Source organism: Neorhizobium lilium (assembly GCF_004053875.1).
Lineage (GTDB): Bacteria > Pseudomonadota > Alphaproteobacteria > Rhizobiales > Rhizobiaceae > Neorhizobium > Neorhizobium lilii.
The window spans coordinates 1,048,496-1,073,295 of sequence record NZ_SBIP01000002.1; the positions used below are offsets into that span (position 1 = coordinate 1,048,496).

The window sequence follows — 24,800 nt, forward strand, 5'->3', positions numbered from 1 at the left end:
CCCCATGGCTGATGCAAAGCTCGAAACAGCGACACCGAAACCCGTTCCCGTTACCGTGCTGACCGGCTATCTCGGCGCCGGCAAGACGACGCTGCTCAACCGCATTCTGTCGGAAAGCCACGGCAAGAAATACGCCGTCATCGTCAACGAGTTCGGCGAGATCGGCATCGACAACGACCTGATCGTCGAGTCGGACGAAGAAATCTATGAGATGAACAATGGCTGCGTCTGCTGCACGGTGCGCGGCGACCTGATCCGCGTCGTGGAAGGCCTGATGCGCCGCCCGGGCCGCTTCGACGGCATCATCGTCGAGACGACTGGCCTGGCCGATCCGGTGCCGGTCGCCCAGACCTTCTTCATGGACGACGATGTCCGCGCCAAGACCGAACTCGACGCGGTGGTGGCGCTGGTCGATGCCAAGCACCTGCCGCTGCGCCTGAAGGACAGCCGCGAAGCCGAGGACCAGATCGCTTTCGCCGATGTCGTCCTCATCAACAAGACCGACCTGGTGACGCCGGAAGAACTGGCGCAGATCGAAGACGTGGTGCGCGCCATCAACCCCACCGCCCGCGTCTATAAGACGAGCCGTTCCGGCATCGATCTGGCCCGCGTGCTGGACCAGGGCGCCTTCAACCTGGAACGCGCTCTCGAAAACGATCCGCATTTCCTCGATCACGGTCACGACGACCATGTCTGCGGCCCCGATTGCGGTCACGACCATGGGCACGATCACGCACATCATCACCACGATCATGATCACCATGACCACGGACATCACGACCATCATGGGCACGAGCATGGCCCGATGTCGCCCATCCATGACATCACGGTGAAGTCGATTTCGCTGCGCGGCGGAGAGATGAACCCGGAACGCTTCTTCCCCTGGATCCAGAAGATCACCCAGACGGACGGCCCCAAGATCCTGCGGTTGAAGGGCATCATCGCCTTCAAGGGAGATGCGGAACGCTACGTGGTTCAGGGTGTCCACATGATCGTCGAGGGCGACCATCAGCGCCCGTGGAAGGACGGCGAGAAGCGCGAAAGCCGCCTCGTCTTCATCGGCCGCGATCTCGACGTCGACAAGATCGAAAAGAGCTTCAGGGCCTGCGAGGCGACCGAAAAAACCCCGGCTTGACGCTAAAACCCCTCCCCACCTCCCCATAAGGGGAGGGCTTAAGCCAGCCGACCCGTCGAACTCTCCATCGAGGCAGCAGGTTGCGGCAACTTTTCTCCCCCCTTGTGGGGGAGATGGCAGGTAGGCCAGAGGGGGTTTTGTTGCAAGACCAATTTATCATTTGAAAAGAATATCAGCCTGATGCCGACAGTCGCTCCGCTTGATCTCGAAGGCCATGTCGTCGCCGTGCACTTCCTCGGCGACGTCCCCTTCTTCGCCACTGCCGCCGGCACCATCCACCGCCTCGATGGCGGCGAAAAGGTCACCGAGGCGCATCAGGGCCTTCTGACCTGCATCCGCGACCCGTTCAGCGCGACGCTGATCTCCGGCGGCGAAGACGGCAAGGTCCTCCGCATAGGGCAAGAGGGCAGCACCACGCTCGTAGCCGACGTGCCGCGCAAGTGGATCAGCGTCGTGGCCGGCGGCCCGCAGAACGCGGTCGCCTGGGCTCACGGCAAGTCAAGCTTCGTGCGCACGAGCGACGGCGCGGTCAGGGAATTCCCGGAAGAACGTACGGTCGAAGGGCTGGCGTTCGCGCCCAAGGGCTTGCGGATCGCCGCCGCCCGTTACAATGGCGTTTCGCTTCACTGGGTCGCGACCAATGCACCGGCAGCCGATCTGGACTGGAAGGGGGCGCATAACGGCGTCACCTTCTCGCCCGATGGTCGCTTCCTCGTCACCACCATGCAGGAAAACGCGCTGCACGGCTGGAAGCTCGACGGCAAGGCCGGTGAAAACCGCCATATGCGCATGACGGGTTACCCCGCAAAGGTGAAGTCGCTCTCCTGGTCGCCCAAGGGCAAATGGCTCGCCTCTTCCGGCGCACCGGCCGCGATCGTCTGGCCGTTTTCATCGAAGGACGGCCCAATGGGCAAGGCTCCGCAGGAACTCGGCACCCGCGCCGATATCATGGTGACCCAGGTTGCTTTCCACCCGGCGGAAGAGGTTCTGGCGATCGGCTTCATCGACGGCATGATCCTTGGCGTGCGGATTGCCGACGGCAAGGAGGCGCTTCTGCGCCGTCCCGGCAAAGGCGCCATTACAGGCCTGAGCTGGAGCAGTAACGGCAAGCTGCTGGCCTTCGGGTCGGGAGCCGGCGATTGCGGCGTGATCGATATCGCTGCCTGAAAGTCCCGCACAGCATAACGGTCGCGGCGGAGAAATCTCCACCGCGGCCTGATCCTGATGGGATGGGCAGGCAGCTTGTATTAGGTAGTGTGTGTATGTCAGGCTGTGCTGCCTGCCCGATCGATCAGGTTTTCCGGAAAGTTAGAGCGCTTCAGGGTTAAATGGAAACAGTTCTGTTGGCTCAAGTGGGAACAGATGCGAGGAGAGCGGCGCCAAATCGTAGCCGTCGCATACGGCCAAGCCGCTCGACAGTGAGGCGGACAAGCAATCGATCCAGTGAATCGATTGCCCGCCGAACGATGACCCGCTTCAGCCAACCCGAAGGGCCGGGTGCTTTTCCGCCATAATCTTCGGCTTTCGTCTCGGCCGTACCAAGAGGTATGCCCTTCGCCAAAAGCCTTGATCCTGACGGAAAATCTCTCCGGCAGAACGATTCCATTTAGCCCTGAACCGCTCTAAGGTGCCGGAGGGTCCAAATTACGACACCCTTGCGCTTTCATTTGAGGTCCGCGTCCTGACGACGCTTCCCCACCGTGACGACCGTCATCAAGCGCCGGATTTTTTATCCCGTAGGCGTCCGGTTCGCGACCCGGCTCCCTGCTCGATGACCCGATCAGGATAGGACCAGTAGCGAACGAGTGGATGAAATGGCCGATATTTTCTAAGCAGTCCCGGAAATCCTTGCTGATTTCCTTGCTAAGCCACGACAAACTTCCCCGCCATGTGGAAAAATAAATCCGTTAACGCAGAACGGCCGCAGCATCATGCCGCGGCCGCTCTCGCAACGCCTTCAGGCGCTACTTACTTGTTCATGTCGGTCGCCATCTGAAGATGATGCTCGAGAGCCGGCCGGGTCTGGGCGGCCCAGGCCTTCAGGTCGGCATTCTCGCCTTCATCGCCATAGCGCTTGAACAGATCGACGGCATCCTCATGCACATCCTGCTGGTCGGCATGATATTGCTTGTTGAAATCGTCGCCCTGCAGGCCCTTCAGCTTGTCGAGCATGCTCTGGAAGTTGGAGGTCATGACGGTCGGCACGGGTGCCTTCACCTTACCGGCCTCGACCATCTGCTTCAGCTCGGTCGAGGTCTTTGTATGATCGGTGATCATCTGCTGCGCAAAGGTCTTCGTCGCCGGGTCGGATCGTTCGAGGGCCAACTTGCTGGACTCGACCTCGAACATGTCGCTGCTTGCCGCTTCCGCAACGAAATCCTCCGTTTTTGGCGCAACGCCCATCAGCGAGTTCACGCCAGTGGACTCTGCTGCGGACTGTGCCATGACCGAGGTTGAAGATCCCGCGATGAGGATCGCAGCTGCCAAGACAAATTTGTTCATTGAACTCTCCTTTGTTATGAGAGCCGAACTGGAAACCTTTGGATGGGTTCCATGGCGGGAGCCAACTGCCCGAAATTTCATCCAAATGTCTTGATCGTGTCAGCGGAAGGCGACTTCCAGGTTCTGGGTATCCTGTGCAATCACACGGCATTCCGTTTCAAAGCCATCGCCCTTGATTGCGAGGAGAAATTCGGATGGCAGGCCAACCGAATTGGTCACGACCAGTCCGGCACTGTCGCTGCCGAGCGACCTGACGGTGCAATCGACAACCGAACGCCGGCTGTTGAAGATGATGGAGCCTGCCTTGAGAACGCGCCGTCGTGCTCCCGTGATGTGATCCCCCTGAAGCGAGCCCCAGACGATGCAGCGGTTGCGGCCGTCGTGCTTGGCCTGATACATGGCGGCATCCGCCTGAGCCAGCAGGGTTTCGATATCCTTGACGACGATCGAGAGCGAAGACAGGCCGAAACTTGCCGTCACACAGATCGGATCGTGCTGCCCATTGACCGGTTCGCTCGCCACGGCTGCCCTGAGCTTTTCAGCGACGGCCATGGCGCCCTCGCGATCGACATGCGGAAGCAGGATGGCAAACTCCTCGCCGCCGAGACGTCCAAGAAGATCGCCGGCTCTCAAGGCCGTTCTGCATTTGGCGGCCACTGCATTCAGCACGGCATCGCCGGCCGCATGGCCATGGGTATCGTTCACCGCCTTGAAGTGGTCGATATCGAGTACGATACAGGCGAGATCATGATGATGCCTCAGCGCGAGAGAAATCATCTGATCTGCTTCTTTCTTGAAGCCGCGCCGTGTCAGGGCGCCGGTGAGACTGTCGGTGGCTGCCGATTCCATCAGCTCGACACGGTCCATTACGAGCTCCGCGAGCTCTTTCAGGATCGCCGCATCCCGCGCGCTGAAGGATCGCGTGCGGCGGTCGATGGCGCAAAGCGTGCCGACCACGTAGCCCTGCGGGGTCTTCAGCGGCATTCCCGCATAAAAGCGAATTTGCTCCGGCCCCGTCACGGCAGGATGACCGGAAAAACGGCTGTCCTTGGTGGTGTCCGGGACGATGATTGCCTCTCCGCTATCGACGACATAACGGCAGAAGGTATCTTCCCGCGCCACCTCGTCGCCCCCCAATCCGGAGCAGGCCTTGTACCATTGCCGGTGCGCATCCATGAAGGACACGATCGCGATGTCTACGGTGAAGATCTCTTTGATCAGCCGCACATAGCGTTCAAAACTCTCGTCACGGGGAGTATCGAGAATGTCCAGATGGTCCAGCGCTGCCAGCCGCGCCGTTTCCTGTTGCAGCTCGGCTGACGACCTTCCGAAAGTCCGCGCCTGCACCATTTTCCATTACCCTCGCCTTCGTAGAGCGGGAATATTGCACATCATTAATTAGAATTGAATGTACAATTCGCCGCACAGGAAACGCTCATGTCTCTCACTATTGGAAGTAATGCGGCTCGGCGAGTTCCTGCAGAAGTCCAGGTTGGGAGGGCTGCCAGCCGAGAAATTCGCGTGTCTTCCTGCTCGACACGCGGTTGTCGATTGCCGCGAAATGGGAGAACCAGCCGTAATAGGCCGCAGCCTCTTCCCCTGAGACACCCGCGACGGGTAGGGTCAAACCCTTGCCGATCGCCTCGGCAATTTGACGAAAGGGAATACCGTCCTCGTCCGTGGCGTGGAACCGGCGCCCTGCCGCCTCCCGGCCCTTTTCCAGCACGAGCCGGTAGACCTTTGCGGCATCGAACCGATGCACAGCCGGCCAATGGTTCATGCCTTCGCCGGTATAGGCCACCCGGCCTTTGTCCCGCGCCATGCCGATCAGGATCGGCACGAAGCCATGATCGCCGATGCCGTGCACCGAGGGCGGAAGCCGCACGATCGAGGCATTGACGCCCGTCGCAAAGGCCGCCATGGCCGCCTGTTCGGAGCGGCGGGGAATGGAGGAGGTTTGCGGAGGCAAGGTGTCCTCGTCGGCGATCTGGCCGGGCGCAATCAGGCCGGTGCCGGACGTCACGATCAGCGGGCGGTCGCTGCCGGCAAGCACGCCTGCCATGGTCTCGATGGCGCGACGGTCCATCTCGCAATTTTCAGCGAATTTGGAGAAGTCGTGGTTGAAGCCGCAATGGATGAGGCCGTCGCAGGCGGCAGCGCCGGCCTTCAGGCTGTCCGCATCTTCCAGGCCTCCCCTCACCACCTCGACGCCGACCGCGCCCAACGCGGCGGCGGACGCATCCGAGCGGGCAAGGCCCACAACCTGGTGGCCTGTCCGTATCAGTTCCTGCACGACGGCAGAACCGACGAAACCTGTGGCGCCGGTTACGAAAACACGCATGAACCTCTCCTTCGACATCATGGCGGTGGTGGCTCCGACCAATCCTGGCTTCGGCCGCTACTGATGGAGATACAGGTTTGCCCTAAGACGATCTATGCCGTATGGTCCAGAATATCTTCGCAATCGTCCGGGAAAAGCAGATGGATCCACTTTCCAGCGTGCTGGCTCTGTTGAAGCCGCGCAACTATCTGTCAGCCGGACTCGATGCCGGCGGCGATTGGTCGATTCAGTTTCCGGACCAGCAGCAGTGCATCAAGACCGGCGCCGTCGTGTCCGGCCAATGCTGGATGTCGCTGGAGGGGTCCGAGAAGCCGATCTTCCTGCAGGCGGGAGATTGCTTCCTGTTACCGCACGCTCGGCCTTTTCGCCTGGCAAGTGACCTGGCGCTGCCGCCGACGGATGCGGTGTCTGTGTTTAGCGCGCCGAGAAACGGAAACATTGCCGTTCACAATGGTGGCGGCGATTTCCTGCTCGCCAGCAATCGCTTCGGCCTTGCGGGCAACCATGCCAGCATTCTTCTGCGCGCCTTGCCGCCATTCATTCATGTCCGCGACCAGATCGGCCAAGCGAGCCTGCGCTTCGCGATCGAAAGGATGATGCAGGAGCTGACCGATCCGCAGCCCGGCAGCGTCCTCGTCATAGACCATCTGGCGCATATGATGCTGGTGCAGGCGCTGCGGCTCCATCTCGCCGATTCGGCTGGAACCGGTATCGGCTGGCTGGCTGGCCTTGCGGACCGGCAGGTGAGCAAGGCGATCAATGCCATTCATGGCGATCCGGCGCATCGCTGGTCCCTCAGGGAACTGGCGGCGGCTGCGGGCATGTCGCGCTCCAGCTTCGCTGAAAAGTTCCGGCAGACGGTAGGCGCGCCGGCCATGGAATATACTGCCCAATGGCGCATGCTGCTGGCGGCCGACCGGCTCCAGAACGGCAGGGAGCCGATTTCGGTGATAGCGCCCTCGCTGGGTTATGAGTCCGAAGCGGCTTTCAGCACGGCCTTCAAGAAGATCATGGGTTCATCGCCGCGCCAATATGCCCACAACCAACCGCCGGTCTTCGCGGTTCCACCCATGCCGGGGAATGTCGCGCCTAAACATAATGAAGGTCTGATTAACGCCGCATAGACGTTGGAATGACGGATGTACCCCCGTCCTCATCCCATGGAACCCGATGCGCCGGGGATGTCCGGCAGCCCTCCGCAGGAGTCTTGTCTTTGATTATTGTCCACCACCTCAACAACAGCCGGTCGCAGCGTATTCTCTGGATGCTGGAGGAATTGCAGCTTCCCTACGACATCCGTTTCTACCGCAGAGACCCGCAGACGATGTTCGCGCCGCCCGAGCTGAAACGGGTTCACCCGCTCGGCAAGTCGCCCATTCTGGAGGATACGGATGGGCCAGACGGAGATCCCATTATCTTGGTGGAGACGGGAGCGATCTGCGAATATCTGGTGGAGAAGGCTGGCGGTCGCCTGGGCCCGCCCGCCGATCCGCTCGGTGCTTTGCGGTATCGGCAGTTCCTGCATTATGCGGAAGGCTCGGTCATGCCGGCGCTGTTCGCCAAGCTGGTCGCAAGCCGTGTACCCTTGCTGGGAAGGCTCGCCGCCAAACGCGTGCAGCCGATGATCGACGTGCATCTCGATTACGTGGAACAAGAACTGGCGCGACGCCAGTGGTTTGCCGGCGACACCATGAGCGCAGCCGACATCATGATGAGCTTTCCGCTGGAGGCGGCACGAGCCCGCGCCGGCCTGGCCGAAGGTCGGCCCGCGACTGTGGCATGGCTTGACCGCATCCATGGAAGACCGGCCTATCAGGCGGCACTTGCCAAGGGCGGCGAATACGCTTTCTCCAAACCTTCGTGATCTCTCCGGTTCATGAAAACGGCGCAGCCGGAGCCACGCCGCTCCTCATGGTCCGCCTGTTTAAACTAGGACCAATCGACATTCAGGATTTGGAGCGTGGTATGAGGGGAAATCGTTCAGTTCGAGGAGCGAACCCGATGATGGATCTTATATCCATCAAGGGTTCACGACGCGGAAATGGGCGATTTTCACCATATCCCTTCGGGACGCGGCGGATTTTGTCCCTGAAGACGTCGGAAAGGCCTTGTGGAGGATAGGCTCCACTGCGGCCTTCCCTCCTGTTCAGAAACGAAATCCGCGCGCGCCACGCCCGAAACCTGAATGTCGATTGGTCCTAGAACCGATAGGTCACGCCGGTGCCGATCAGCCAGGGATCGAGCTTCGCCTTGCCAGAAAGCGGGCCGAGCACATCGTGGTCCGCAGACCAGCTGGTCTTCAGGAAGATCTTCTTGACGTCGAAATTCACGCCCCAATGCTGGTCGATCATGTAGTCGAAGCCAGCCTGCAGAGCGATTCCGAAATGGTTGTCGAGGTCAAGGTTATGGAAACCAGCCTTTTCGGACTGGTTGTAGAACAGCGAGTAGTTCACGCCGGCACCGACATAGGGCTTGAAGGCGCCGAAATCGGTAAAGTGGTACTGCAAGGTCACCGTCGGCGGCAGCAGCCATGTCTTGCCGACCGGTATGCCCAAGACGCCGTCTTCCTTGATATTGGCATAAGTGGTGCCGAGAATGAGTTCGGCAGCGATATTGTCGGTGAAGTAGTAGCTGATATCGAGCTCGGGAACGACCGTGTCCGAATAGGAAAGGTCGGAGCCCGGCACGCCCGTGACGGAACCGCTGTCATTGGTGATCACGCCCAAGCCGCGCACGCGGATCTGCCAGGGGCTTGATCCAGCGTCGGCATCCTTGGCCACTGCCGGCGCCGACGCTGCGGGTTTGAGATCCGCCGCCATCGCTCCGCAGGCGAAAAAAACCGCACCCGCACCGGCAATCCACCTGAGATACCGCGCGCTGTTCGTCATCATAAAACCTCTCCTTGAAATACGCATTGAAACCACGCGTTGAGAGGTATGCCGGTGGTCGGAACCGTGATTGACCAGGATCAAACGAGAGTGCACGGCTACGCGGATGGGGCGAATATGTCGCATGGAAACCACACTTCCGCCCTGAAGTGGCAGGGGCGACGAGAGCAATTCAGACGCAGGAATGCGGCAGGCACTTGGAATACATCCAATACTGCCCGCCGCAATGGGATCTGCCGTGATTGCTCAGCCGAGCTTGCGTCCGCTCGCCACGATCATGCCGACCGCGCCGTCGAGCCAGCCTGCCTTCAGTTCGAGCGCCAGAAAGCGTGCGCGCTGGAAGGGGCCGGGCATGACGAGATGCTGCGTCTTGCGCGCCGAAAAGCCGAAGCGCTCATAATATGCGGCATCGCCGACAAGAAGCACGGCGCCATGGCCGCGATGGGTCGCTTCCATGATGGCAGCGCGCATCAGCGCGCCGCCGATGCCCTTGCCCTCGAAAGACGAGTCCACCGCAAGCGGCCCGAGCAGAAGCGCATCGACCGGCGTGCCGTCCATGGAAATGCCGGCTTCGACATTCCACAGGCGAACCGTGCCGATGGCGTGGCCATGGGCATCGCGGGCGACAAGCGCCAGGCCTTCGGCCGGAAGCCGGTTGCGGCGGATCTTCTCCGACGACTTCTTGCGGCGATCCGGCCCCATGGCGCGGTCGAGCAAGGTTTCGCGGGCCACCACGTCGGCCGGTGTTTCGGCGTCGATGGTGTAGGTAGTGACAGGCGCAAAAAATGCGCGGACAGAATCAAGAACAGTGGCCATCCTGGCCTCCCGTTACCCAAAACCGTTCAAGGCGGTACTGCGGATCATTGTGAATTTGCCGCCCCGGCTGGCTACGGGGTCGGCGAAGGCAGATGCGTCACCCTTAGATGACGTAGGCCTTGAGCGGCTCGAAGCCGTTGAAGGCGACGGCCGAATAGGTGGTCGTATAGGCGCCGGTGCCTTCGATCAGAACTTCGTCGCCGATCGAGAGGGAGATCGGCAGCGGATACATGTTCTTCTCGTACATCACGTCGGCCGAATCGCAGGTCGGACCGGCAAGAACGCAGGGTTCCATCTCGTCCTGATCGCGCTCGGTGCGGATCGGGTAGCGAATGGCCTCGTCCATGGTTTCGGCCAGACCGCCGAACTTGCCGATGTCGAGGAAGACCCAGCGATGGTTGTCGTTGTCCGACTTCTTCGAAATCAGAACGACTTCCGTCTTGATGACGCCGGCATTGCCGACCATGCCGCGACCCGGCTCGATGATCGTCTTCGGCAGGTTGTTCCCGAAGTGCTTGCGCAGCGAAGCGAAGATCGCCTGACCGTAAGCTTCAGCGGACGGCACGTCGCGCAGGTACTTGGTCGGGAAACCGCCGCCCATGTTGACCATCTGCAGCACGATGCCCTGCTTTGCCAGCTGGCCGAAGACGCGCTTGGCATCGGCGAGAGCCGAATCCCACGCATCGACCTTGGTCATCTGCGAGCCGACATGGAAGGACACGCCATAGGATTCCAGGCCCAGCTGGTGAGCGTAGACGAGCACATCGACAGCCATCTGCGGCACGCAGCCGAACTTGCGCGACAGCGGCCATTCGGCGCCTTCGCCATCGGTCAGCACGCGGCAGAACACCTTTGCACCCGGAGCAGCGCGGGAAATCTTCTCGACTTCCTCATGGCTGTCGACGGCATAGAGACCGACACCGAGTGCGAAGGCGCGGGCAATGTCGCGTTCCTTCTTGATCGTGTTGCCAAACGAGATGCGGTCTGCGGACGCGCCGGCATCGAGGGCCATCTGGATCTCGGCCACCGAAGCGCAGTCGAAGTTGGAACCCATCGAAGCGAGAAGCTTCAGGATTGCCGGCTCCGGATTGGCCTTGACGGCGTAGTAGATCGCGCTGTCCGGCAGGGCATGACGGAAAGCCTTGAAATTGTCGCGCACGACGTCGAGATCGACCACGAGGTAAGGACCTTCGGGACGCTGGGTCTTGATGAAGTCGAGGATGCGAGCAGTGGTCATGGTCAGTCCCTTCCAAATCTCAAGGCTCCGGCTTGCGAACCGGAGGACAAAGGACGGATGAACATGCGCCAGGAACCAGTCGGTGGAGACACCGATTCCCTGACACGCTCAAACGCGCGGTAAGTGGATCAACGCTCTGCCAAGAACGAAAATCCGGCTTTGTCTGCCATGGATTGGAGGGAGGTCCCTACCGCACTTCCGGCAATGATGGTGTGCCTCTTCAGTAACCCCGGCTGTTGGAAAGCCGGGAGAGAACAAAAAGGCCCGCACCGTCGTTGCTTCAGATGTCCTCGCATTTCCCGGATGGCCGGAATAGCGACTGGAGGGGTTAGTTCCAGGTACCTTACCGATGACCTCACCAAATAGAGGGTCGGCGGACACCCACGGGCACGTGCGACTTTGGGCTGACCAGGAGATAAGAATATTCGCCGTCATAATCAAGCGGTTTTTTGAGCTTGCCGAAAATAATGGAGTGCAGCCCTGGCAGCGCCATTTGCACGAAATCGCCAGTTGCCTATACTGGTGTTCTATCACCCGTTCGGAAAGATTTCGCGATGTCGGCGACTGCGCATCACAAGGTGTTAAGGGACAAGCTCACGGGGCTGCCGGTTCGGGAGGTGCGCTTGCTGGTGCCTGATGCCCGCCACCCCGAGGTTCAGAAGCGGATAAGGGCTTCGCATAGATCGACCGATGCGGCGGCGGAAGCTGAGGCAATCGCCTTCATCGAAGCAGTCTCCGACTATGGAGCGGATGGTCTTCTGGAAAACGAATGAGACGTGGCGATATTGTAATCCTCGCCGCGCCCGGCGACTATGGCAAGCCTCGCCCCGCTGTCATCATTCTCGCCGACGAACTCATTGATGAGCATGCTTCAATGAGTTTCTGTCAATTCACAACGACATTGATCTCTGATGCGGATTACAGGGTAGATGTTGAACCCAGCGAAACGAATGGCCTGCGGATTTTCTCGCAGATCATGGCCGATAAGCCCCTGACCATGGCACGTCACCGCATCGGTTCTGTCATCGGCCGACTGAACGACGCTGACCTTCACCGCCTCAACATAGCACTGGCATTCGCGCTCGGCTTGTAGAGTTGAGCGATTGGCAGACGGAGCATAAATGGACACACTGACCCGCATGCGTGCCTTCATCGACGTGGTCGAGGCGGAGGGCTTTTCGGCAGCCGCTCGGCGCACCGGCCGGTCCAAGGCGCTTCTGTCCAAATACGTGCGGGAACTGGAAGACGATCTCGGCGCCCTTCTCCTCAACCGCACCACACGCCAATTCTCGCTGACCGAGGCCGGTCATACCTATTACCGTACCGCCGCCGACATTCTGAAGGAGATCGACAGTCTCGCCGACCTCGTGCGCGAGAACAATACGGACCTGAAGGGCAAGCTCCGCATCTCCGCGCCGCGTACTTTCATCGATGCCGATGTCGGCCAGTCGATGATCGATTTCGTCAAGGCGCATCCGGACGTCTCGCTGGAGATCGTTGCGGAAGACCGCTTCGTCGATCTGATCGAGGAGAATTTCGACCTCGCAATCCGAATCACCAAGCTGGAAGACTCCGGGATGATCGCCAAGAAGCTGTCCGACTTCCGGGTCTATGCGGTTGCAACTCCCGAAGTGGTCGCAAAATACGGGCCGCTCGACCACCCGCAGACATTGAACCGCACCCCCTTCATCATCGACACCAATTCCCGCTGGCACAACAATATGCGTTTTGTGGACAGCGACGGCTCGATGATCTCGGTCGCCGTCAGCGGACCGATCGAGGTCAACAGCCCCCAGGCCACGCTGCGCGCCGCGCGCGCCGGCCTGGGCGTTGCGATCATTCCGGATTTCATTGCCGCCGCCTCGATCCAGTCAGGCGAACTGGTGATGCTGTTCGATGAATATATCATCAAGGATCGTGGCATCTACGCCGTCTATCCCCACCGCCGCTACCTTCCGGCCAAGGTCAGGAGCTTCGTGGATTTTCTCGCCCAATGGTTTCGCAAGCAGCAGCAGGCGCCCGCGGAGTCATGACCGAAGGCAAGCTCGCCGCCTGGTTGAGCCGAAATTCCGTCCCATTTGCCTTTCAATCAAGCTCACGAACCGGGACCGCCTGCACATGCGATATGGACTTGCCACGATAGCTGCGCTTGGCGCCTTGACCCTCCCCCTGCCCGCCCTCGCCCATCCGCATATCTTCGCGGAGGCCCGGCTCGAAATCGTCGCCGGCGATGACGGAAATATCGCCGAACTGCAGAATGTCTGGCGGTTCGATGAGGTCTTTTCCTCCAGCGTGCTTCTCGATTTCGACAAGAACACCAATCTGAAGCTCGATCCGAGCGAGTTGGCGGCGCTTGGCGAGACCATGCGCAAATCGCTGGCCGACTTCCACTACTTCACGACCATCACGCTGAACGGCGCCAACATGCCGATCAACAAGCCGGATGTCATCCATGTCTCGCTGAAGGACAACCAGTTGCTGGTGCTGTTCTCCGTCAAGCCGCAGAAACCGGTGCCGCTGAAAGGCCGGCTGACCTTCGGCATCTATGATCCGTCGCTCTACACCTCCATCGACTTCCCGACAGATAGCGACCTGGTGCTGAAGGGCGCTAGCTTCTCCAAATGCCAGCACAAGGTGGTGCGGCCTGATCCGGACGAGGTGATCTCGCAGAACAGCTCCACCCTGACGGACGCCTTCTTCAACGATCCCACAGGCACGGACATGACCAAGCTTTTCGCAACCCGGCTGGAAGTGACATGCTGAAGCTAAGACGCATGCTCCTGCTGCCGGTTACGGCGCTCATCCTCACGGCTATCGCCGGCGCGGCCTATGCGCAGTCGCCGCTGGGTGTCGGCTCGGCCGAGCCCGCCTTTTCCGTCGGCGGTCCGCTTGGACCCTTCTTCGCCTGGATCAACATGCACCAGCAAGCCTTCTACCGTGCACTGACCGGAGCGCTGAAGGCGATGCGCCAGGACCCTTGGGCGCTGTCGGGACTGATCGGCCTTTCTTTCGCTTATGGCGTCTTCCACGCCGCCGGCCCCGGGCACGGCAAGGCGGTGATCTCCTCCTATATGATCGCCAACGAGATCGAACTGAAGCGCGGCGTCGTCATCTCTTTCCTTTCGGCCCTGCTGCAGGGCGTCATCGCCATTGCCCTTGTGGGCACTGCCTATGTGGTTTTGCGCGGCTCCGGCATCACCATGACGGAGGCGACACAGGCCATGGAGATCGCAAGCTTCGCCATGGTCGCCCTCTTTGGCGCCTGGCTGCTGGTCAGGAAATTGAGAGCCCTGCGCATCCCGGTAATGTCCATGCCCATGGCAGCGAGCGCCGGCGCAGGTCGTGGGCCCACGGGCCTCAGCTTCCAGGCGATAGAGGTCACCGATCACGAGCAGGACGACGACGGCTATTGCGAGGTCTGCGGCGTCAGCCACATGCCCGATCCCGAAACCCTTCGGGCTAAGGAGTTCAACCTGCGCGAAGCCTGGTCCGCGATCATTGCGGTGGGGCTGCGTCCTTGCTCGGGCGCCATACTGGTGATGAGCTTCGCGCTTCTGAACGGCCTTTATCTGGGCGGCATCCTGTCCGTCTTCGCGATGTCGCTTGGAACAGCCATCACCGTCACCATTCTCGCGACGCTTGCCGTTACCGCCAAGGATATCGCCGTCCGGATTGCGGGCAAGGGCTCGCGCACGGGCCGGATGCTCAGCCATGCGATCGAGATCGGCGGCGCGGTCTTCGTGCTTCTGGTCGGCCTCTCCTTGCTCGGAGCTGCCTTGCAAGCGTAGAACTCTGCTCTACCGCTCCTTGCGCCGCTGATAGCGGGCGCGCAGCCAGAAGATGGCGAAGAAGCCGAGCAGGAGCGCTGCCCCGACCACGACCGCAAGCGTTGGCGAAAACTGTGCGATCCAAAGCACGAGCGCCGGTAGAAAGTAGATCACGAGGCCTGCCACGAGCAGAATGGCCGCCGCCGCGATGGCCTGGGATTTGGCTTCCGGCGTCATGCGGCCACGCTTTGCGAGATTTCGGCACGGATATCTTCCAGCCGCCGCTTCTGCTGCCCATCCGCATCGAAATTCTCCGGCGAAAGCCAGGCCTCGAAGGCTTTTCCGATCACCGGCCATTCGCTGTCGATCATCGAGAACCAGGCCGTATCGCGGTTACTGCCCTTGGAAATCATGTGCTGGCGGAAGACGCCCTCGAAGGAAAAGCCGTAGCGCCTTGCCGTCTTCTTGCTCGGCTCGTTCTCGTTATGGCACTTCCACTCGTAGCGGCGATAGCCGAGGTCCTCGAACACGTGGCGTGCCATCAGATAGTGAAGCTCGGTCGATAGCGGCGAGCGCTTCATCGAGGCGCCATGGGCGACAGAGCCGACCTCGACCACGCCGTTCTTGGGGTCCGGCCGCATGAAGCTTGCCATACCCACCACCTTGCCATCGGCATTGTCGCGGGCGACCAGCGTCACGAAGCTAGACGCGACCCTGGCATGATCGATCCAGGCGCCGAATTGCGCGGACGAGGCATATTCCTCGTTCGGGAAATACCGAAGCAGTTCGTTGATGCCTTGCGCCCCGCCAAGCGCGCCCCAAAGCTCTGCCAGATGCGCCGGCGCATCATAGGGTTCGAGTGTCACGAAGCGCCCGGCAAGCGTAACGGGGGCCGGAGCGGCGGCTTTGTAGTTGTTCAGATCGCGCATGATACCCTCGAGAATGACTTCAGAGGCTTAGGCCAGCGTCGCGCCAAAGGCAACGGCTCAGCGGCTCCACAACAATGGAGCCGTCTCGACAGTCAGCGCAGGTAATGGATATGCGGGCGTGAATGGTGCGGTGAAGTTTCCACCCGGGCATCGACGACAAACACGTCCCGCAGCAGATCTTGCGTCAGCACCTTGTCCGGCGTCCCGGATGCAACGACCTTGCCGCGCTCCAAAACCACGAGCTGGTCGCAGAACATGGCGGCGTGGTTGAGGTCGTGCATGGCGATGATGCTGGTGACCGGAAGCTCGGCAACAAGCCGCATCAGGCCGATCTGGTGCTGGATATCCAGGTGATTGGTGGGCTCGTCCAGGATGAGTTCCTGTGGCGACTGCGCAAGCGCTCTGGCGATATGAGCGCGCTGTTTTTCGCCGCCGGACAGGCTGTTCCAGCCCTGATTGCGTTTCCCCGTCATGCCCGCTCGGGACAGAGCGCTCTCGACCGCCTCGTCATCGGCAACGGTCCAGTCGGAAAACATCGAGCGGTGCGGAAACCGCCCAAGCTTTACCACGTCGATCACTTTGAGATTGGCATTGGTGGAGGCATGCTGCTCCACGAAGGCGACCCGACGGGCAATGGCAGAGCGGGCCATCGTGCTCAGGTCACTGTTATCCAGCGTAATCCGGCCCGAATGCGGGCGTTTCAGCCCGGCCAGCAGACGCAGCAGCGAGGTCTTGCCGGAACCGTTCGGCCCCAGCAGCCCCAGCATCTTGCCGGGCTGTGCCTCGAGCGAGACCCCATCCAGCACGGTCGTCCGGCCGATCTTCCAGATCAGATTGTCAGCCTTGATGCTCATGATGGTCGCTGGAAACGATAGAGGATGATGGAGAAAAAGGGCACGCCGACAAGCGCCGTCACGACCCCGATCGGCAGCACCTGCTGGGGAATGATCGCGCGCGAGGCAATGTCTGCGGCGACCATGAAGATCGCGCCGGCAATCGCGCAAGCGGGCAGCAGCCGGATATGCAGAGGTCCGACCAGGAAGCGCGCCGCATGCGGCACGACGAGCCCGACGAAGCCGATCGAGCCGACCATGCTGACGATCGTCGCCGTCATCATCGCCGTCACGGCAAACAGGATGATGCGGGCTCTCCCGACATTGACGCCGAGCGCCGATGCCGCCTCGTCGCCGAAGGCGAAGGCATCCAGCACCCGCGCATAGCAGAGACAGACCAGAAGCCCGATGCCCAGCACGACCGAGACGAGAGCGAATTCCGGCCAGCGCACGCCGCCGAAGCTGCCGAGCAGCCAGAACATGACATCGCGCGCCTGCTGCGCATTGCCGGAGGTGGTGACGATATAGGATGTGGTCGCGTTGAACAGTTGGGAGGCGGCGACACCTGCCAGGATGGTGCGGTCGGCGCCGCCGCGTGTGCCGTTCGACAGGAGCGCGACGAAGAAGAAGGCGGCAAACGCACCGGCAAAGGCGCCGGCCGAAAGGGATACCACACCCGCCCCCACACCCAGGATGACGATGGCGACCGCGCCCGTGGAAGCGCCCGCCGAAATGCCGAGCACATAGGGTTCCGCCAGCGGATTGCGCAGCAGCGACTGCATGATCGCGCCCGACAAAGCGAGGCCGGCGCCGCAGAAAGCGGCGACCAGAGCCCGGCTCAGCCGATAGTCCCAGATCACCGTCTCGTGGATGCGGTTGAGAGGAACAGCCGTCCATCCCAGTTTGTTGGTAACGGCAAACCAGGTCGTCCCGAGCGGAATCGGCAGGTCGCCGATCCCAACGCTGATCCCGATCGCCAGCGCCACGACGCAAAGCGAGAAAAGCAGCAGGGCCGCAGTCCCTGCGATGTGCCGGATCATGCGGGACGATTGCGTCACTTGATGAGACCGAGCGCCTTCAGTTGCTCAGCCACCTGCTCGGCGCCGTAAATGGTGCGGATCGTCGGGTTCATCGCCTGGCCGTCCATGACGACGATGTGCTTTTCCCTGACTGCGGTGATCTGACTCACGGCCGTATCGGTGGTGAGGAACTTGATCTTGGCTTCCGGCTTATCGAGCTCCCAGCGATTGCGGTCGAGGCTTGCGACCACGATCACGTCCGGGTTGGCGGCAATGATGCTTTCCCAGCCGAGGGTCGGCCATTCGGCTTCCGCCGTGATGGCATTATGCCCACCCAGCACATCGGCAATATAACCGGACGCGCCGTTCTTGCCGCCCAGATAGGCATCGGCCGACGGGCTGGGGCTGGAAAACCAGAAGACGAAGGAGAGATCCTTGTCGTCCTTTGCAACACGTGCCTTGAGCGCCGCCTCGCGGGCCTTGAAGTCGGCGATCAGCGCATCGCCGCGGTCGGCAACGTCGAAGATCTGCGCAAGCTCGCCGATCTCCTTGTAGAGCAGATCCATGTTCCAAAGTGCGGACCGGCTGCCGTACTGGTCCTTCACCTTGTCGGTGCTGAGGCAGGTGCTCGGCGAAAGATAGCTGGGAACGCCGACCTTATCGAAATCCTCCCGCTTTGCGACCTTGCTGGACGGACCCAGCAGGCTCGGCAGGGCGGCGGCGACGATATCCGGATTTTCCGCCAGGATGGATTCGAAGGTCGGGAACTCGACGGTCAGCAGCTTGACCTTGGCATTGGCTTCCGCGAGTTGCGGCAACACCTTGCTCGGCCAGAAGGCAGTGCCGGCCATCTTGTCCTGAAGTCCGAGAAGCAGCAGGATTTCCGCGCTGTTCTGCCCAAGAGCGACCGCGCGCTGCGGCGCCTTCTCGAACGTGACCTTGCTCCCGCAATTGTCGATCGTCAGCGGATATTGGGTGGGAGCCGCAAGCGCGGGCGCGGCGGCAAAACCGAGCGTGGCGCAAAGAGCGGAGAGAAGCAGGAGCGATTTTGCTGCGGACATGGTGAATTCCTGACTGGCTTTGGCGGGCGTCTGGCGCCGTATAGCTGTCGGGAAGGCGCGAAACAAGACTGTTTCTATCAACTTTTCACAGGATAGATTTGCCACGAATTGCCGGGAGAGAAATCCCTCCCGGCAGCGAAGAAAAAGGCGTTCCTACACCTTGACCTTGGCGGCAGTGACCGTGGCGTCGATATGCTCGATCAGTCCGTCCGCAAGGCCGAGCCGCCCGGCCAGCATATCCAGATAGCCGCGTTCGGTGCGGGTATCTGGATCGATCGTCAGCCGCGAGGCGGCATAGACTTCGACCTTCTGTTCTTCGGTGCGGGCCGCCGCGACGAGGCCATCGATATCGATCGGATTGGCCAGTTCTTCTGCAATGAAGGCTTCAGCCTCCGCGCCGAGATCGACAGCATGCACCTTGTCCATGATATTGGCCCGCTCGGCCTCGTCGATATGGCCATCGGCCTTGGCCGCCGCGATCATCGCCCGCACCAGGGTCAGCGCGAAATCATTGGTCAACGCCGGAGACTGCGGGTGGAAGGGCGAGTCCGTCGGCGGTGCCAGCACTTGCGTCACCGCCTGCGGGCTTGGCTGGGGTGCCGTCTGGGGCGATTGCCCCGACTGGTAGTTCTTGTAGGCGAGATAACCGAGACCGGCGATGGCGGCAATGCCGCCGACGGTTGCCACATTGCCGGCAATATCGCGGCCCGTCTTGGTGCCGAGAAGCGCTGCGACGATAGCCCCCGTCTTCATGGGATTGTCCTTGGCAAGCTGGCCAGCCTGCCCGGCGCGATCTCTGACCGATCCCGAAAGGCCCGGGATCTGCGAGCCGAGGAATTGGTCGAGAAGCTTCTTGGCGTCGAACATGGATATCTCCCTAAACTTGCCTTGGTTGAAGCGGGAGATAGGAAGCGCAAGGCGGGAAAGCAATTTTTCCGCCCGCCGATAACGCGCCGATAACGAGATTGTCAGGCATGCGCGCCCGTGGCCTTGCAGCCATGCGCATGCCGGCTCGCGCTCTACTTATCGAGCGTGAATGCTTCCGAAGCGAGCTTGGTGATACCGGCCCAGTCGCCGGCAGACACCATCTCCTTGGGCGCGACCCAGGAGCCACCGACGCAGACAACGTTCGGCAGCGACAGATAGTCCCTGGCGTTCTTCAGGGAGATGCCGCCGGTGGGGCAGAACAGCGTGCCGGCCAGCGGCGAAGACAGCGCCTTGAGGAAGGCCGCTCCGCCCGCCTGTTCCGCGGGGAAGAATTTCATCACGTCGAAGCCTGCTTCCCGTAGCGCCATCACTTCGCTGGCACTCGCAGCACCCGGCAGCAGCGGAACGTCGGACCCCTTGGCCGCATCGAGCACGCCGGGCGTCGAGCCGGGGCTGACGATGAAGGTGGAACCGGCTTTTACCGCCGCATCGAAGTCGCGCGCATTGAGGATGGTGCCGGCGCCCACATTGGCGCCCTCCACGTCCTCGGCCACCGCCTTGACGGCATCGAGGGCTGCCGGCGTGCGCATGGTGATCTCGATGGCGCGCAGCCCGCCCGCCACAAGCGCTCTGGCAAGCCCGACCGCCGACTTCGCATCGTCTACGATCAACACCGGCACAACCGGCTGCAGTTTCAGAATGGAAAGCAGCTTTTCGCTCTTGCCGGCCATGGCGATCGTCTCCGCTTAAACGATTGAAATCTGCCGCTGAGATAGCGCCGGAGGGCCGTCCTGTCGAGAAAAAACCGGCCGCAGTAGCGGAACAGTTGGCCCCACCAGTCATTTGCGCTAGGCTCCGGCCATAGTTCAACGGCAGGATCGGCATGGCTAAAGAGATAGAGCGCAAGTTTCTGGTAAAGAGTGACGGCTGGCGCTCGGAAATCGCATCCTCTTCCGTGTTTCTGCAGGCCTATATCGCCGGCGGCGAAGACCGTTCCATACGGGTGCGGATTTTCGACGGAAAAAGCGCCCGGCTGACGATCAAGATCGGCCGCAAGCTTCTGTCCCGCGACGAGTACGAATACGATATTCCGCTCGGCGATGCGCAGGATATGGCCCGCGCAGCGATCGGCGTCGTCCTGGAGAAGACGCGCCACAAGATCGAGCACGAGGGCTATATCTGGGAGGTGGACGTCTATGGCGGCGCCTATCAAGGGCTCGTCGTGGCAGAGGTGGAGATGGAGCACGAGGACGCCATGCCTGCTCTGCCTGACTGGATCGGCCGGGAAGTTACCGGCGACCGGCGTTATTCCAACCTTGTCATGGCAACCGAAGACTTGAACGGGGAGCTGGTTCATGGCCTATCGACTACGGCCGGATAGGCCCTTCACCGCCGAGTTCCGTTCCGCCGTCAAAAGCCAGCTGTCCAAGGCGATCGAACTTCTGGAGGAACAACCGCAAGGCCCGCACGAGGCGGCTCACGACGCCCGCAAGAAGTTCAAGCGTGTTCGGGCGCTCTACCGGCTGATCCAGCCCGAGGCCAAGGCTTTCCGCAATCGCGAAAACACCCGTATCCGTGACATGGCCCAGACGCTGTCGGCTGTGCGCGATGCGACCGCGCTGGTGGAAACGGTCGATTATTTGACCACTGGAGCCGGGTCGCCCGAGGAGGTTGCCGCGCTGACTTTTGCGTCGCGCACGCTGTCGGACCGGCGGGACCGCATAGCCGCCGAAGAACACGACCTGCCGGCCAGGATGAAAGCCGCTGCTGCAAGCTGTCGCGAGGCGATCGACGCACTCGACGAGCTGAAGCTGGACGATGGCGGACGCAAGACCGCCCGCATGCTGGCCAAGGCCTGGAAGACGCAGCGGCTGCGGGCGTTGGCGGCTCTTGAGGAATGCCACGGGAACGCCCATGCCGAGGCATTTCACGAGTTGCGCAAGTCCGGCCAGACCTACTGGATGCACCTGGCGCTGCTCGGCGGCATCTGGCCCTCGGCCATGCGGGCAAAGCAGGAAGAGGCAAAACAACTGGTCGATCTGCTGGGGCACGAGCACGATCTCTCTGTCCTGACGCAACTCGTCAATGAAAGCCCGGAATTGTTCGGCAGCAGCGAGACCCTGGCCCGAATTCTCGGCGCCATCATCGCCCGTCAGCAGAGCCTGAGGCAGGAGGCGCTGCCGCTGGCCGAAAAGGTGTTCGGCGACCAGGCCGACCTGGAAGGCGCTATCATCGAGCGGCTCTGGAAAGATGCGGCGCGGCATCCAAAGGCCGAAAAGAAGCGGAAACCCTACCGCCCGCGCGAACCGCGGACGCAGGGGCACGCTGAGGCAGCCTCCGTGGCTGACTTGGCTGCCGAATAGGAGACGGTCAAATAAACCATGCCGTCACCGCCGCTGGTCCGTTGCGTAGAGCGCCATCCGGCTGTATTTGAGCGCGATGACAGAAAATCTGACCCAACCGAAGCCTGAAACGGCGGGCGCCTGGCTCGTGGCGGCGCTGTATCATTTCGCCCGCTTCGACCGTTACCAGTCGTTCCGCGATCCGCTGCAGGTCTTCTGCGACGAGAACGGCATCAAGGGCACGCTGCTGCTCGCCCGCGAAGGCATCAACGGAACCGTCGCCGGCTCCGACGCGGCAATCTCTGCCCTGCTTTCCCATCTGCGCGCCCAGCCCGAATTCGCCAATCTGGAGCACAAGGAAAGTCGTGCATCGAAGATGCCCTTCGTGCGCATGAAGGTGAAGCTCAAGAAGGAAATCGTCACCATGGGCGTCGAGGACATCGACCCCCGGCGCATCGTCGGCACCTATGTGGACCCGAAGGACTGGAACGCGCTGATCTCCGATCCCGAGACGATCGTGATCGACACGCGCAACGATTACGAAACCGCGATCGGCATCTTCAAGGGCGCCGTCGATCCCAAGACCAAGACCTTCCGAGAGTTTCCGGACTGGGTCCGCAACAATCCCGGCCTGCACAACAAGCCGAAGATCGCCATGTACTGCACCGGCGGCATCCGCTGCGAAAAGGCCACGGCCTTCATGAAGGAGCATGGTTTCGAGGACGTCTATCACCTCAAGGGCGGCATTCTCAAATACCTGGAGGACGTGCCGGCCGAGCAAAGCCTGTGGGAAGGCGCCTGCTTCGTGTTCGACGAGCGCGTGTCGGTCGAGCACGGCCTGAAGGAGGGCAGCCACAAGCTCTGCCATGCCTGCCGCAGCCCGATCACGGCTGAGGAGATCACCTCTCCCCATTATGAGGAAGGCGTGTCCTGTTCGCATTGCTACGAAACGCGCACGGAAGACGACCGCGAGCGCTATCGCGAACGGCAACGCCAGATCGCGCTCGCCAAAAAGCGCGGCGACAAGCATATCGGCAGCTAGCGCTTCAGGGTTTGGAGGATTGGCAGCCATGCAGAACATACCGAAGCCCGGCAGTCCCTTCTTTGCGGCCTACCAGATCGCGCTGGATTGGTGTCATGACGTGCCGCAAGGCCAGGCGCAGGATGGCTGCGTGGTCGATTCGCTTGGTACGATCAGCAACCGGCAGCAGTTTGTGGCAGATCGGATCAGCTTCCTCGAAACCGCTCTCCTGATCACGGCGCTCATTGCAATTGCACTTCTCCTAAGCCGCAGGCTTGCCCGGCGGTAACACTGCCCGCGCCGTAAACCATCCGGGCAAGGTCTTGTTGCTGCCCCGCAGCATTGGTCTATCATGGCGGGATGATGAAACCTCGCCCGTTGAAGATTGTAGCCTGGCTCTCGCTTCTTGCCATTGTCTTCGTTACCGTTTCGCCGATCGGCTGGCGCCCGCATGATTACTTGCCGGTAGATCTCGACCGGGCGCTTGCTTTTGCACTGATGACGCTGCTTTTCGTCATGGCCTATCCGAGGCACTTCGTACTTTGCAGCGTCCTGCTCATCTTCGGCGCCCTGGCCATCGAGGCGCTTCAGTTGCTCTCGCCGACCCGTCACGCCCATATGGACGATGCCGCGGTCAAAGCGGCGGGCGCAGCGTTCGGAGCGGTCGTGGCATGGCTCATCAACCAGGTCAGGCCCGGGCGCCCGGCACAGGTCGGCGTCAAACGCGGGGCATGAGCCCTGCCCCTTTCGCCTGATCGCTGGCCGGCTTGAAAAGGGCGGACAGTATCCTTATATACGTATGAAGCGTTCAGCCTTTTGGCGACCTGATCCTCCCGGCCCGCCCGGATGTTTGGCTTACCTCGAAATCGGAACGTTTCAACTCCCGCCCGTTCGGCCGGAGACGCTGCGCCGTATCTTGTTTGCCGCAGCCCCATGACGAGGATGACACCATGGTTCAAACCGCCCGCAGTGCCGCTGAAGATTTGTTCAAGCGTCCTGACCCAGATAAGGCCTCCGATGCAGGCAAGCTTCAGGACTTCCGCAGCGGACAGTCGCTTCGCAAGCAGGAGGCGAGACGTGATGAATTGCAGGAGCGTCTGGAAAAGCGGCGCACCGGAGCTTCTCCGTCCGCAGTTTTCTTCCGTGCTCCATCCTGACCCTCATTATCCATGAGCCTGATCAAGGCGGGAGATAAATAATGGCTATATTCAATTACGGTGCCGGTGCCGGCCTTTATCCGTGCAAGACCCACAGAATGCGCAGCCGTATCCGCTACCAGCGGTTCGACTCGGCGGCAGAAGCCTTGCGCTTCGCCATTGAGGATATGCCGGCCCAGTTGCTCCGTGGATCGATCCTGGAGGTGGATGAAGCCCGCTTCGACGCCAACCAGATCCGCAGGCTTTATGACGCAAGCGACTATCCGCTGGAGCGGAGATCCTCTCCACTTCTCGCAGATTAAAGACGTCCACCCGGGCGATGACCCAGAACTATTTTTTCCGGCGGATGCAACTCGGCAGCCGGGCCGCCGTTTGGTCGCCGACCAAAAAAGGATCATCCCATGCATGACATCAAACAATTCGCTTCCAGTTCCAATGGTGATCGCTGGTTTCTGGCCACGGCCGACGAAACCCAGGAACCCTATGTTCTTCACAAGGCGAACGAACCATCCGGCGGACACGAAACACGTACGCCCGTCCGCGAATTCCTGAATATCAAGCCTTTCGGTCCGGAGCGCGCAGCACTGCTGGAGATCCTTGGAGTGGGCGACGACACCGAGGACGCCGCGCAGTCCAGCTATTCCTCGTCCTCGCTCTAGGCCAATCGGCATTCGGCGTTGGAGCGTGTGTGCCGATTTTGGCGCACAAGCGTGTGTCGCTGGTTATTTGGATATTCCACCTAAAGACGTGGATGTTTCATCTAAAGTCCATGATGCGACTATCGCCTCGGCTGGCTACTCTTGAGTTTCCACGGTTTCAACCCAT

30 protein-coding genes are annotated in these 24,800 nt (G+C 61.2%); 17 read left to right on the forward strand and 13 right to left on the reverse strand.

Going from position 1 to position 24,800, the window contains the following annotated elements; translation table 11 throughout:
- Nucleotides 1-4 precede the first annotated feature (4 nt).
- Together EPK99_RS11230 and EPK99_RS11235 are read left to right on the forward strand one after the other, a co-directional pair.
- Nucleotides 5-1,135, forward strand: a complete 1,131-nt coding sequence (locus EPK99_RS11230) for a CobW family GTP-binding protein (protein WP_128443105.1) — start codon at nt 5-7, stop codon at nt 1,133-1,135.
- 180 nt (nt 1,136-1,315) lie between these two features.
- Nucleotides 1,316-2,302, forward strand: a complete 987-nt coding sequence (locus tag EPK99_RS11235; protein WP_128443106.1) for a WD40 repeat domain-containing protein — start codon at nt 1,316-1,318, stop codon at nt 2,300-2,302.
- Between the two features lie 801 nt (nt 2,303-3,103).
- Here EPK99_RS11235 and EPK99_RS11240 read toward each other — a convergent pair.
- The 3 genes from EPK99_RS11240 to EPK99_RS11250 form a co-directional block, all read right to left on the reverse strand.
- Complete coding sequence (locus EPK99_RS11240) at nt 3,104-3,637, reverse strand: DUF4142 domain-containing protein (RefSeq protein ID WP_128443107.1); 534 nt, start codon at nt 3,635-3,637, stop codon at nt 3,104-3,106.
- 99 nt (nt 3,638-3,736) lie between these two features.
- The gene (locus EPK99_RS11245; RefSeq protein WP_128443108.1) at nt 3,737-4,987 is read right to left on the reverse strand and encodes a sensor domain-containing diguanylate cyclase; all 1,251 of its coding nucleotides are present in this window, start codon (nt 4,985-4,987) and stop codon (nt 3,737-3,739) included.
- 97 nt (nt 4,988-5,084) lie between these two features.
- Nucleotides 5,085-5,978: an SDR family oxidoreductase gene (locus EPK99_RS11250; protein ID WP_128443109.1), complete on the reverse strand. Its 894-nt coding sequence runs from the start codon at nt 5,976-5,978 to the stop codon at nt 5,085-5,087.
- A 140-nt stretch (nt 5,979-6,118) separates the two neighbouring features.
- On the opposite strand from EPK99_RS11250, the gene EPK99_RS11255 reads away from it, so the two are divergent.
- Together EPK99_RS11255 and EPK99_RS11260 are read left to right on the forward strand one after the other, a co-directional pair.
- Nucleotides 6,119-7,102, forward strand: coding sequence for an AraC family transcriptional regulator (locus EPK99_RS11255; RefSeq protein ID WP_128443110.1), 984 nt, complete (start codon nt 6,119-6,121; stop codon nt 7,100-7,102).
- A gap of 89 nt (nt 7,103-7,191) precedes the next feature.
- Nucleotides 7,192-7,842 carry a glutathione S-transferase family protein gene (locus EPK99_RS11260; protein WP_205909094.1) on the forward strand — a complete coding sequence of 217 codons (651 nt, stop codon included), beginning with the start codon at nt 7,192-7,194 and terminating at the stop codon, nt 7,840-7,842.
- Between the two features lie 334 nt (nt 7,843-8,176).
- Here EPK99_RS11260 and EPK99_RS11265 read toward each other — a convergent pair whose 3' ends face one another.
- From EPK99_RS11265 to odc2, 3 genes are all read right to left on the reverse strand, one after another.
- On the reverse strand, nt 8,177-8,869 hold the full coding sequence (locus EPK99_RS11265; RefSeq protein WP_128443112.1) for an OmpW/AlkL family protein: 693 nt from the start codon (nt 8,867-8,869) through the stop codon (nt 8,177-8,179).
- Between the two features lie 243 nt (nt 8,870-9,112).
- Nucleotides 9,113-9,682, reverse strand: coding sequence for a GNAT family N-acetyltransferase (locus EPK99_RS11270; protein ID WP_128443113.1), 570 nt, complete (start codon nt 9,680-9,682; stop codon nt 9,113-9,115).
- 103 nt (nt 9,683-9,785) lie between these two features.
- A complete protein-coding gene (odc2, locus tag EPK99_RS11275) occupies nt 9,786-10,919 on the reverse strand; it encodes an ornithine/lysine decarboxylase (protein WP_128443114.1) in 1,134 nt (377 codons plus the stop codon).
- Between the two features lie 554 nt (nt 10,920-11,473).
- Between odc2 and EPK99_RS11280 the strand changes: the two genes are divergently transcribed.
- The 5 genes from EPK99_RS11280 (at nt 11,474) to EPK99_RS11300 (ending at nt 14,707) form a co-directional block, all read left to right on the forward strand.
- A complete protein-coding gene (locus EPK99_RS11280; RefSeq protein WP_128443115.1) occupies nt 11,474-11,692 on the forward strand; it encodes an antitoxin MazE-like protein in 219 nt (72 codons plus the stop codon).
- Nucleotides 11,689-12,012, forward strand: a complete 324-nt coding sequence (locus EPK99_RS11285; protein WP_128443116.1) for a type II toxin-antitoxin system PemK/MazF family toxin — start codon at nt 11,689-11,691, stop codon at nt 12,010-12,012. Before EPK99_RS11280 ends, EPK99_RS11285 begins: the two co-directional genes overlap by 4 nt.
- A 28-nt stretch (nt 12,013-12,040) precedes the next feature.
- Complete coding sequence (locus EPK99_RS11290; protein ID WP_128443117.1) at nt 12,041-12,952, forward strand: LysR family transcriptional regulator; 912 nt, start codon at nt 12,041-12,043, stop codon at nt 12,950-12,952.
- 85 nt (nt 12,953-13,037) lie between these two features.
- Nucleotides 13,038-13,682, forward strand: coding sequence for a DUF1007 family protein (locus EPK99_RS11295; protein ID WP_128443118.1), 645 nt, complete (start codon nt 13,038-13,040; stop codon nt 13,680-13,682).
- Nucleotides 13,676-14,707, forward strand: a complete 1,032-nt coding sequence (locus EPK99_RS11300) for a nickel/cobalt transporter (RefSeq protein WP_128443119.1) — start codon at nt 13,676-13,678, stop codon at nt 14,705-14,707. The genes EPK99_RS11295 and EPK99_RS11300 overlap by 7 nt, the downstream gene beginning before the upstream one ends.
- Before the next feature lie 9 nt (nt 14,708-14,716).
- Here the strand turns inward: EPK99_RS11300 and EPK99_RS11305 are convergent, their stop codons facing one another.
- The 7 genes from EPK99_RS11305 to EPK99_RS11335 all read right to left on the reverse strand — a co-directional run bounded on the left by EPK99_RS11305 (nt 14,717) and on the right by EPK99_RS11335 (nt 20,186).
- Nucleotides 14,717-14,923 (reverse strand): hypothetical protein, encoded by a 207-nt coding sequence (locus tag EPK99_RS11305; RefSeq protein WP_128443120.1) that lies wholly within the window; start codon nt 14,921-14,923, stop codon nt 14,717-14,719.
- The gene (locus EPK99_RS11310; protein ID WP_128443121.1) at nt 14,920-15,615 is read right to left on the reverse strand and encodes a GNAT family N-acetyltransferase; all 696 of its coding nucleotides are present in this window, start codon (nt 15,613-15,615) and stop codon (nt 14,920-14,922) included. The genes EPK99_RS11305 and EPK99_RS11310 overlap by 4 nt, the downstream gene beginning before the upstream one ends.
- Before the next feature lie 92 nt (nt 15,616-15,707).
- A complete protein-coding gene (locus tag EPK99_RS11315; protein ID WP_128443122.1) occupies nt 15,708-16,469 on the reverse strand; it encodes an ABC transporter ATP-binding protein in 762 nt (253 codons plus the stop codon).
- Entirely contained in the window at nt 16,466-17,488 is a 1,023-nt protein-coding gene (locus EPK99_RS11320) for a FecCD family ABC transporter permease (RefSeq protein ID WP_425374185.1), read from the reverse strand. The genes EPK99_RS11315 and EPK99_RS11320 overlap by 4 nt, the downstream gene beginning before the upstream one ends.
- A gap of 14 nt (nt 17,489-17,502) precedes the next feature.
- A complete protein-coding gene (locus tag EPK99_RS11325; RefSeq protein WP_128443124.1) occupies nt 17,503-18,528 on the reverse strand; it encodes an ABC transporter substrate-binding protein in 1,026 nt (341 codons plus the stop codon).
- 153 nt (nt 18,529-18,681) lie between these two features.
- On the reverse strand, nt 18,682-19,395 hold the full coding sequence (locus EPK99_RS11330) for a tellurite resistance TerB family protein (protein ID WP_128443125.1): 714 nt from the start codon (nt 19,393-19,395) through the stop codon (nt 18,682-18,684).
- A gap of 152 nt (nt 19,396-19,547) precedes the next feature.
- Nucleotides 19,548-20,186: a 2-dehydro-3-deoxy-phosphogluconate aldolase gene (locus tag EPK99_RS11335; RefSeq protein ID WP_128443126.1), complete on the reverse strand. Its 639-nt coding sequence runs from the start codon at nt 20,184-20,186 to the stop codon at nt 19,548-19,550.
- Between the two features lie 152 nt (nt 20,187-20,338).
- On the opposite strand from EPK99_RS11335, the gene EPK99_RS11340 reads away from it, so the two are divergent.
- The 8 genes from EPK99_RS11340 to EPK99_RS11375 all read left to right on the forward strand — a co-directional run bounded on the left by EPK99_RS11340 (nt 20,339) and on the right by EPK99_RS11375 (nt 24,634).
- Nucleotides 20,339-20,836: a CYTH domain-containing protein gene (locus EPK99_RS11340; protein ID WP_128443127.1), complete on the forward strand. Its 498-nt coding sequence runs from the start codon at nt 20,339-20,341 to the stop codon at nt 20,834-20,836.
- Nucleotides 20,811-21,818, forward strand: coding sequence for a CHAD domain-containing protein (locus tag EPK99_RS11345; protein WP_128443128.1), 1,008 nt, complete (start codon nt 20,811-20,813; stop codon nt 21,816-21,818). Before EPK99_RS11340 ends, EPK99_RS11345 begins: the two co-directional genes overlap by 26 nt.
- A gap of 76 nt (nt 21,819-21,894) precedes the next feature.
- Nucleotides 21,895-22,839, forward strand: a complete 945-nt coding sequence (gene trhO, locus EPK99_RS11350; protein ID WP_128443129.1) for an oxygen-dependent tRNA uridine(34) hydroxylase TrhO — start codon at nt 21,895-21,897, stop codon at nt 22,837-22,839.
- A 28-nt stretch (nt 22,840-22,867) separates the two neighbouring features.
- Nucleotides 22,868-23,107 (forward strand): hypothetical protein, encoded by a 240-nt coding sequence (locus EPK99_RS11355; RefSeq protein ID WP_128443130.1) that lies wholly within the window; start codon nt 22,868-22,870, stop codon nt 23,105-23,107.
- An 89-nt stretch (nt 23,108-23,196) separates the two neighbouring features.
- Nucleotides 23,197-23,553 carry a VanZ family protein gene (locus tag EPK99_RS11360; RefSeq protein WP_342633739.1) on the forward strand — a complete coding sequence of 119 codons (357 nt, stop codon included), beginning with the start codon at nt 23,197-23,199 and terminating at the stop codon, nt 23,551-23,553.
- 215 nt (nt 23,554-23,768) lie between these two features.
- Nucleotides 23,769-23,975 carry a hypothetical protein gene (locus EPK99_RS11365; protein ID WP_128443132.1) on the forward strand — a complete coding sequence of 69 codons (207 nt, stop codon included), beginning with the start codon at nt 23,769-23,771 and terminating at the stop codon, nt 23,973-23,975.
- A 41-nt stretch (nt 23,976-24,016) separates the two neighbouring features.
- Nucleotides 24,017-24,277 (forward strand): hypothetical protein, encoded by a 261-nt coding sequence (locus EPK99_RS11370; protein WP_128443133.1) that lies wholly within the window; start codon nt 24,017-24,019, stop codon nt 24,275-24,277.
- A 99-nt stretch (nt 24,278-24,376) separates the two neighbouring features.
- Nucleotides 24,377-24,634, forward strand: coding sequence for a hypothetical protein (locus EPK99_RS11375; RefSeq protein WP_128443134.1), 258 nt, complete (start codon nt 24,377-24,379; stop codon nt 24,632-24,634).
- Nucleotides 24,635-24,800 lie beyond the last annotated feature (166 nt).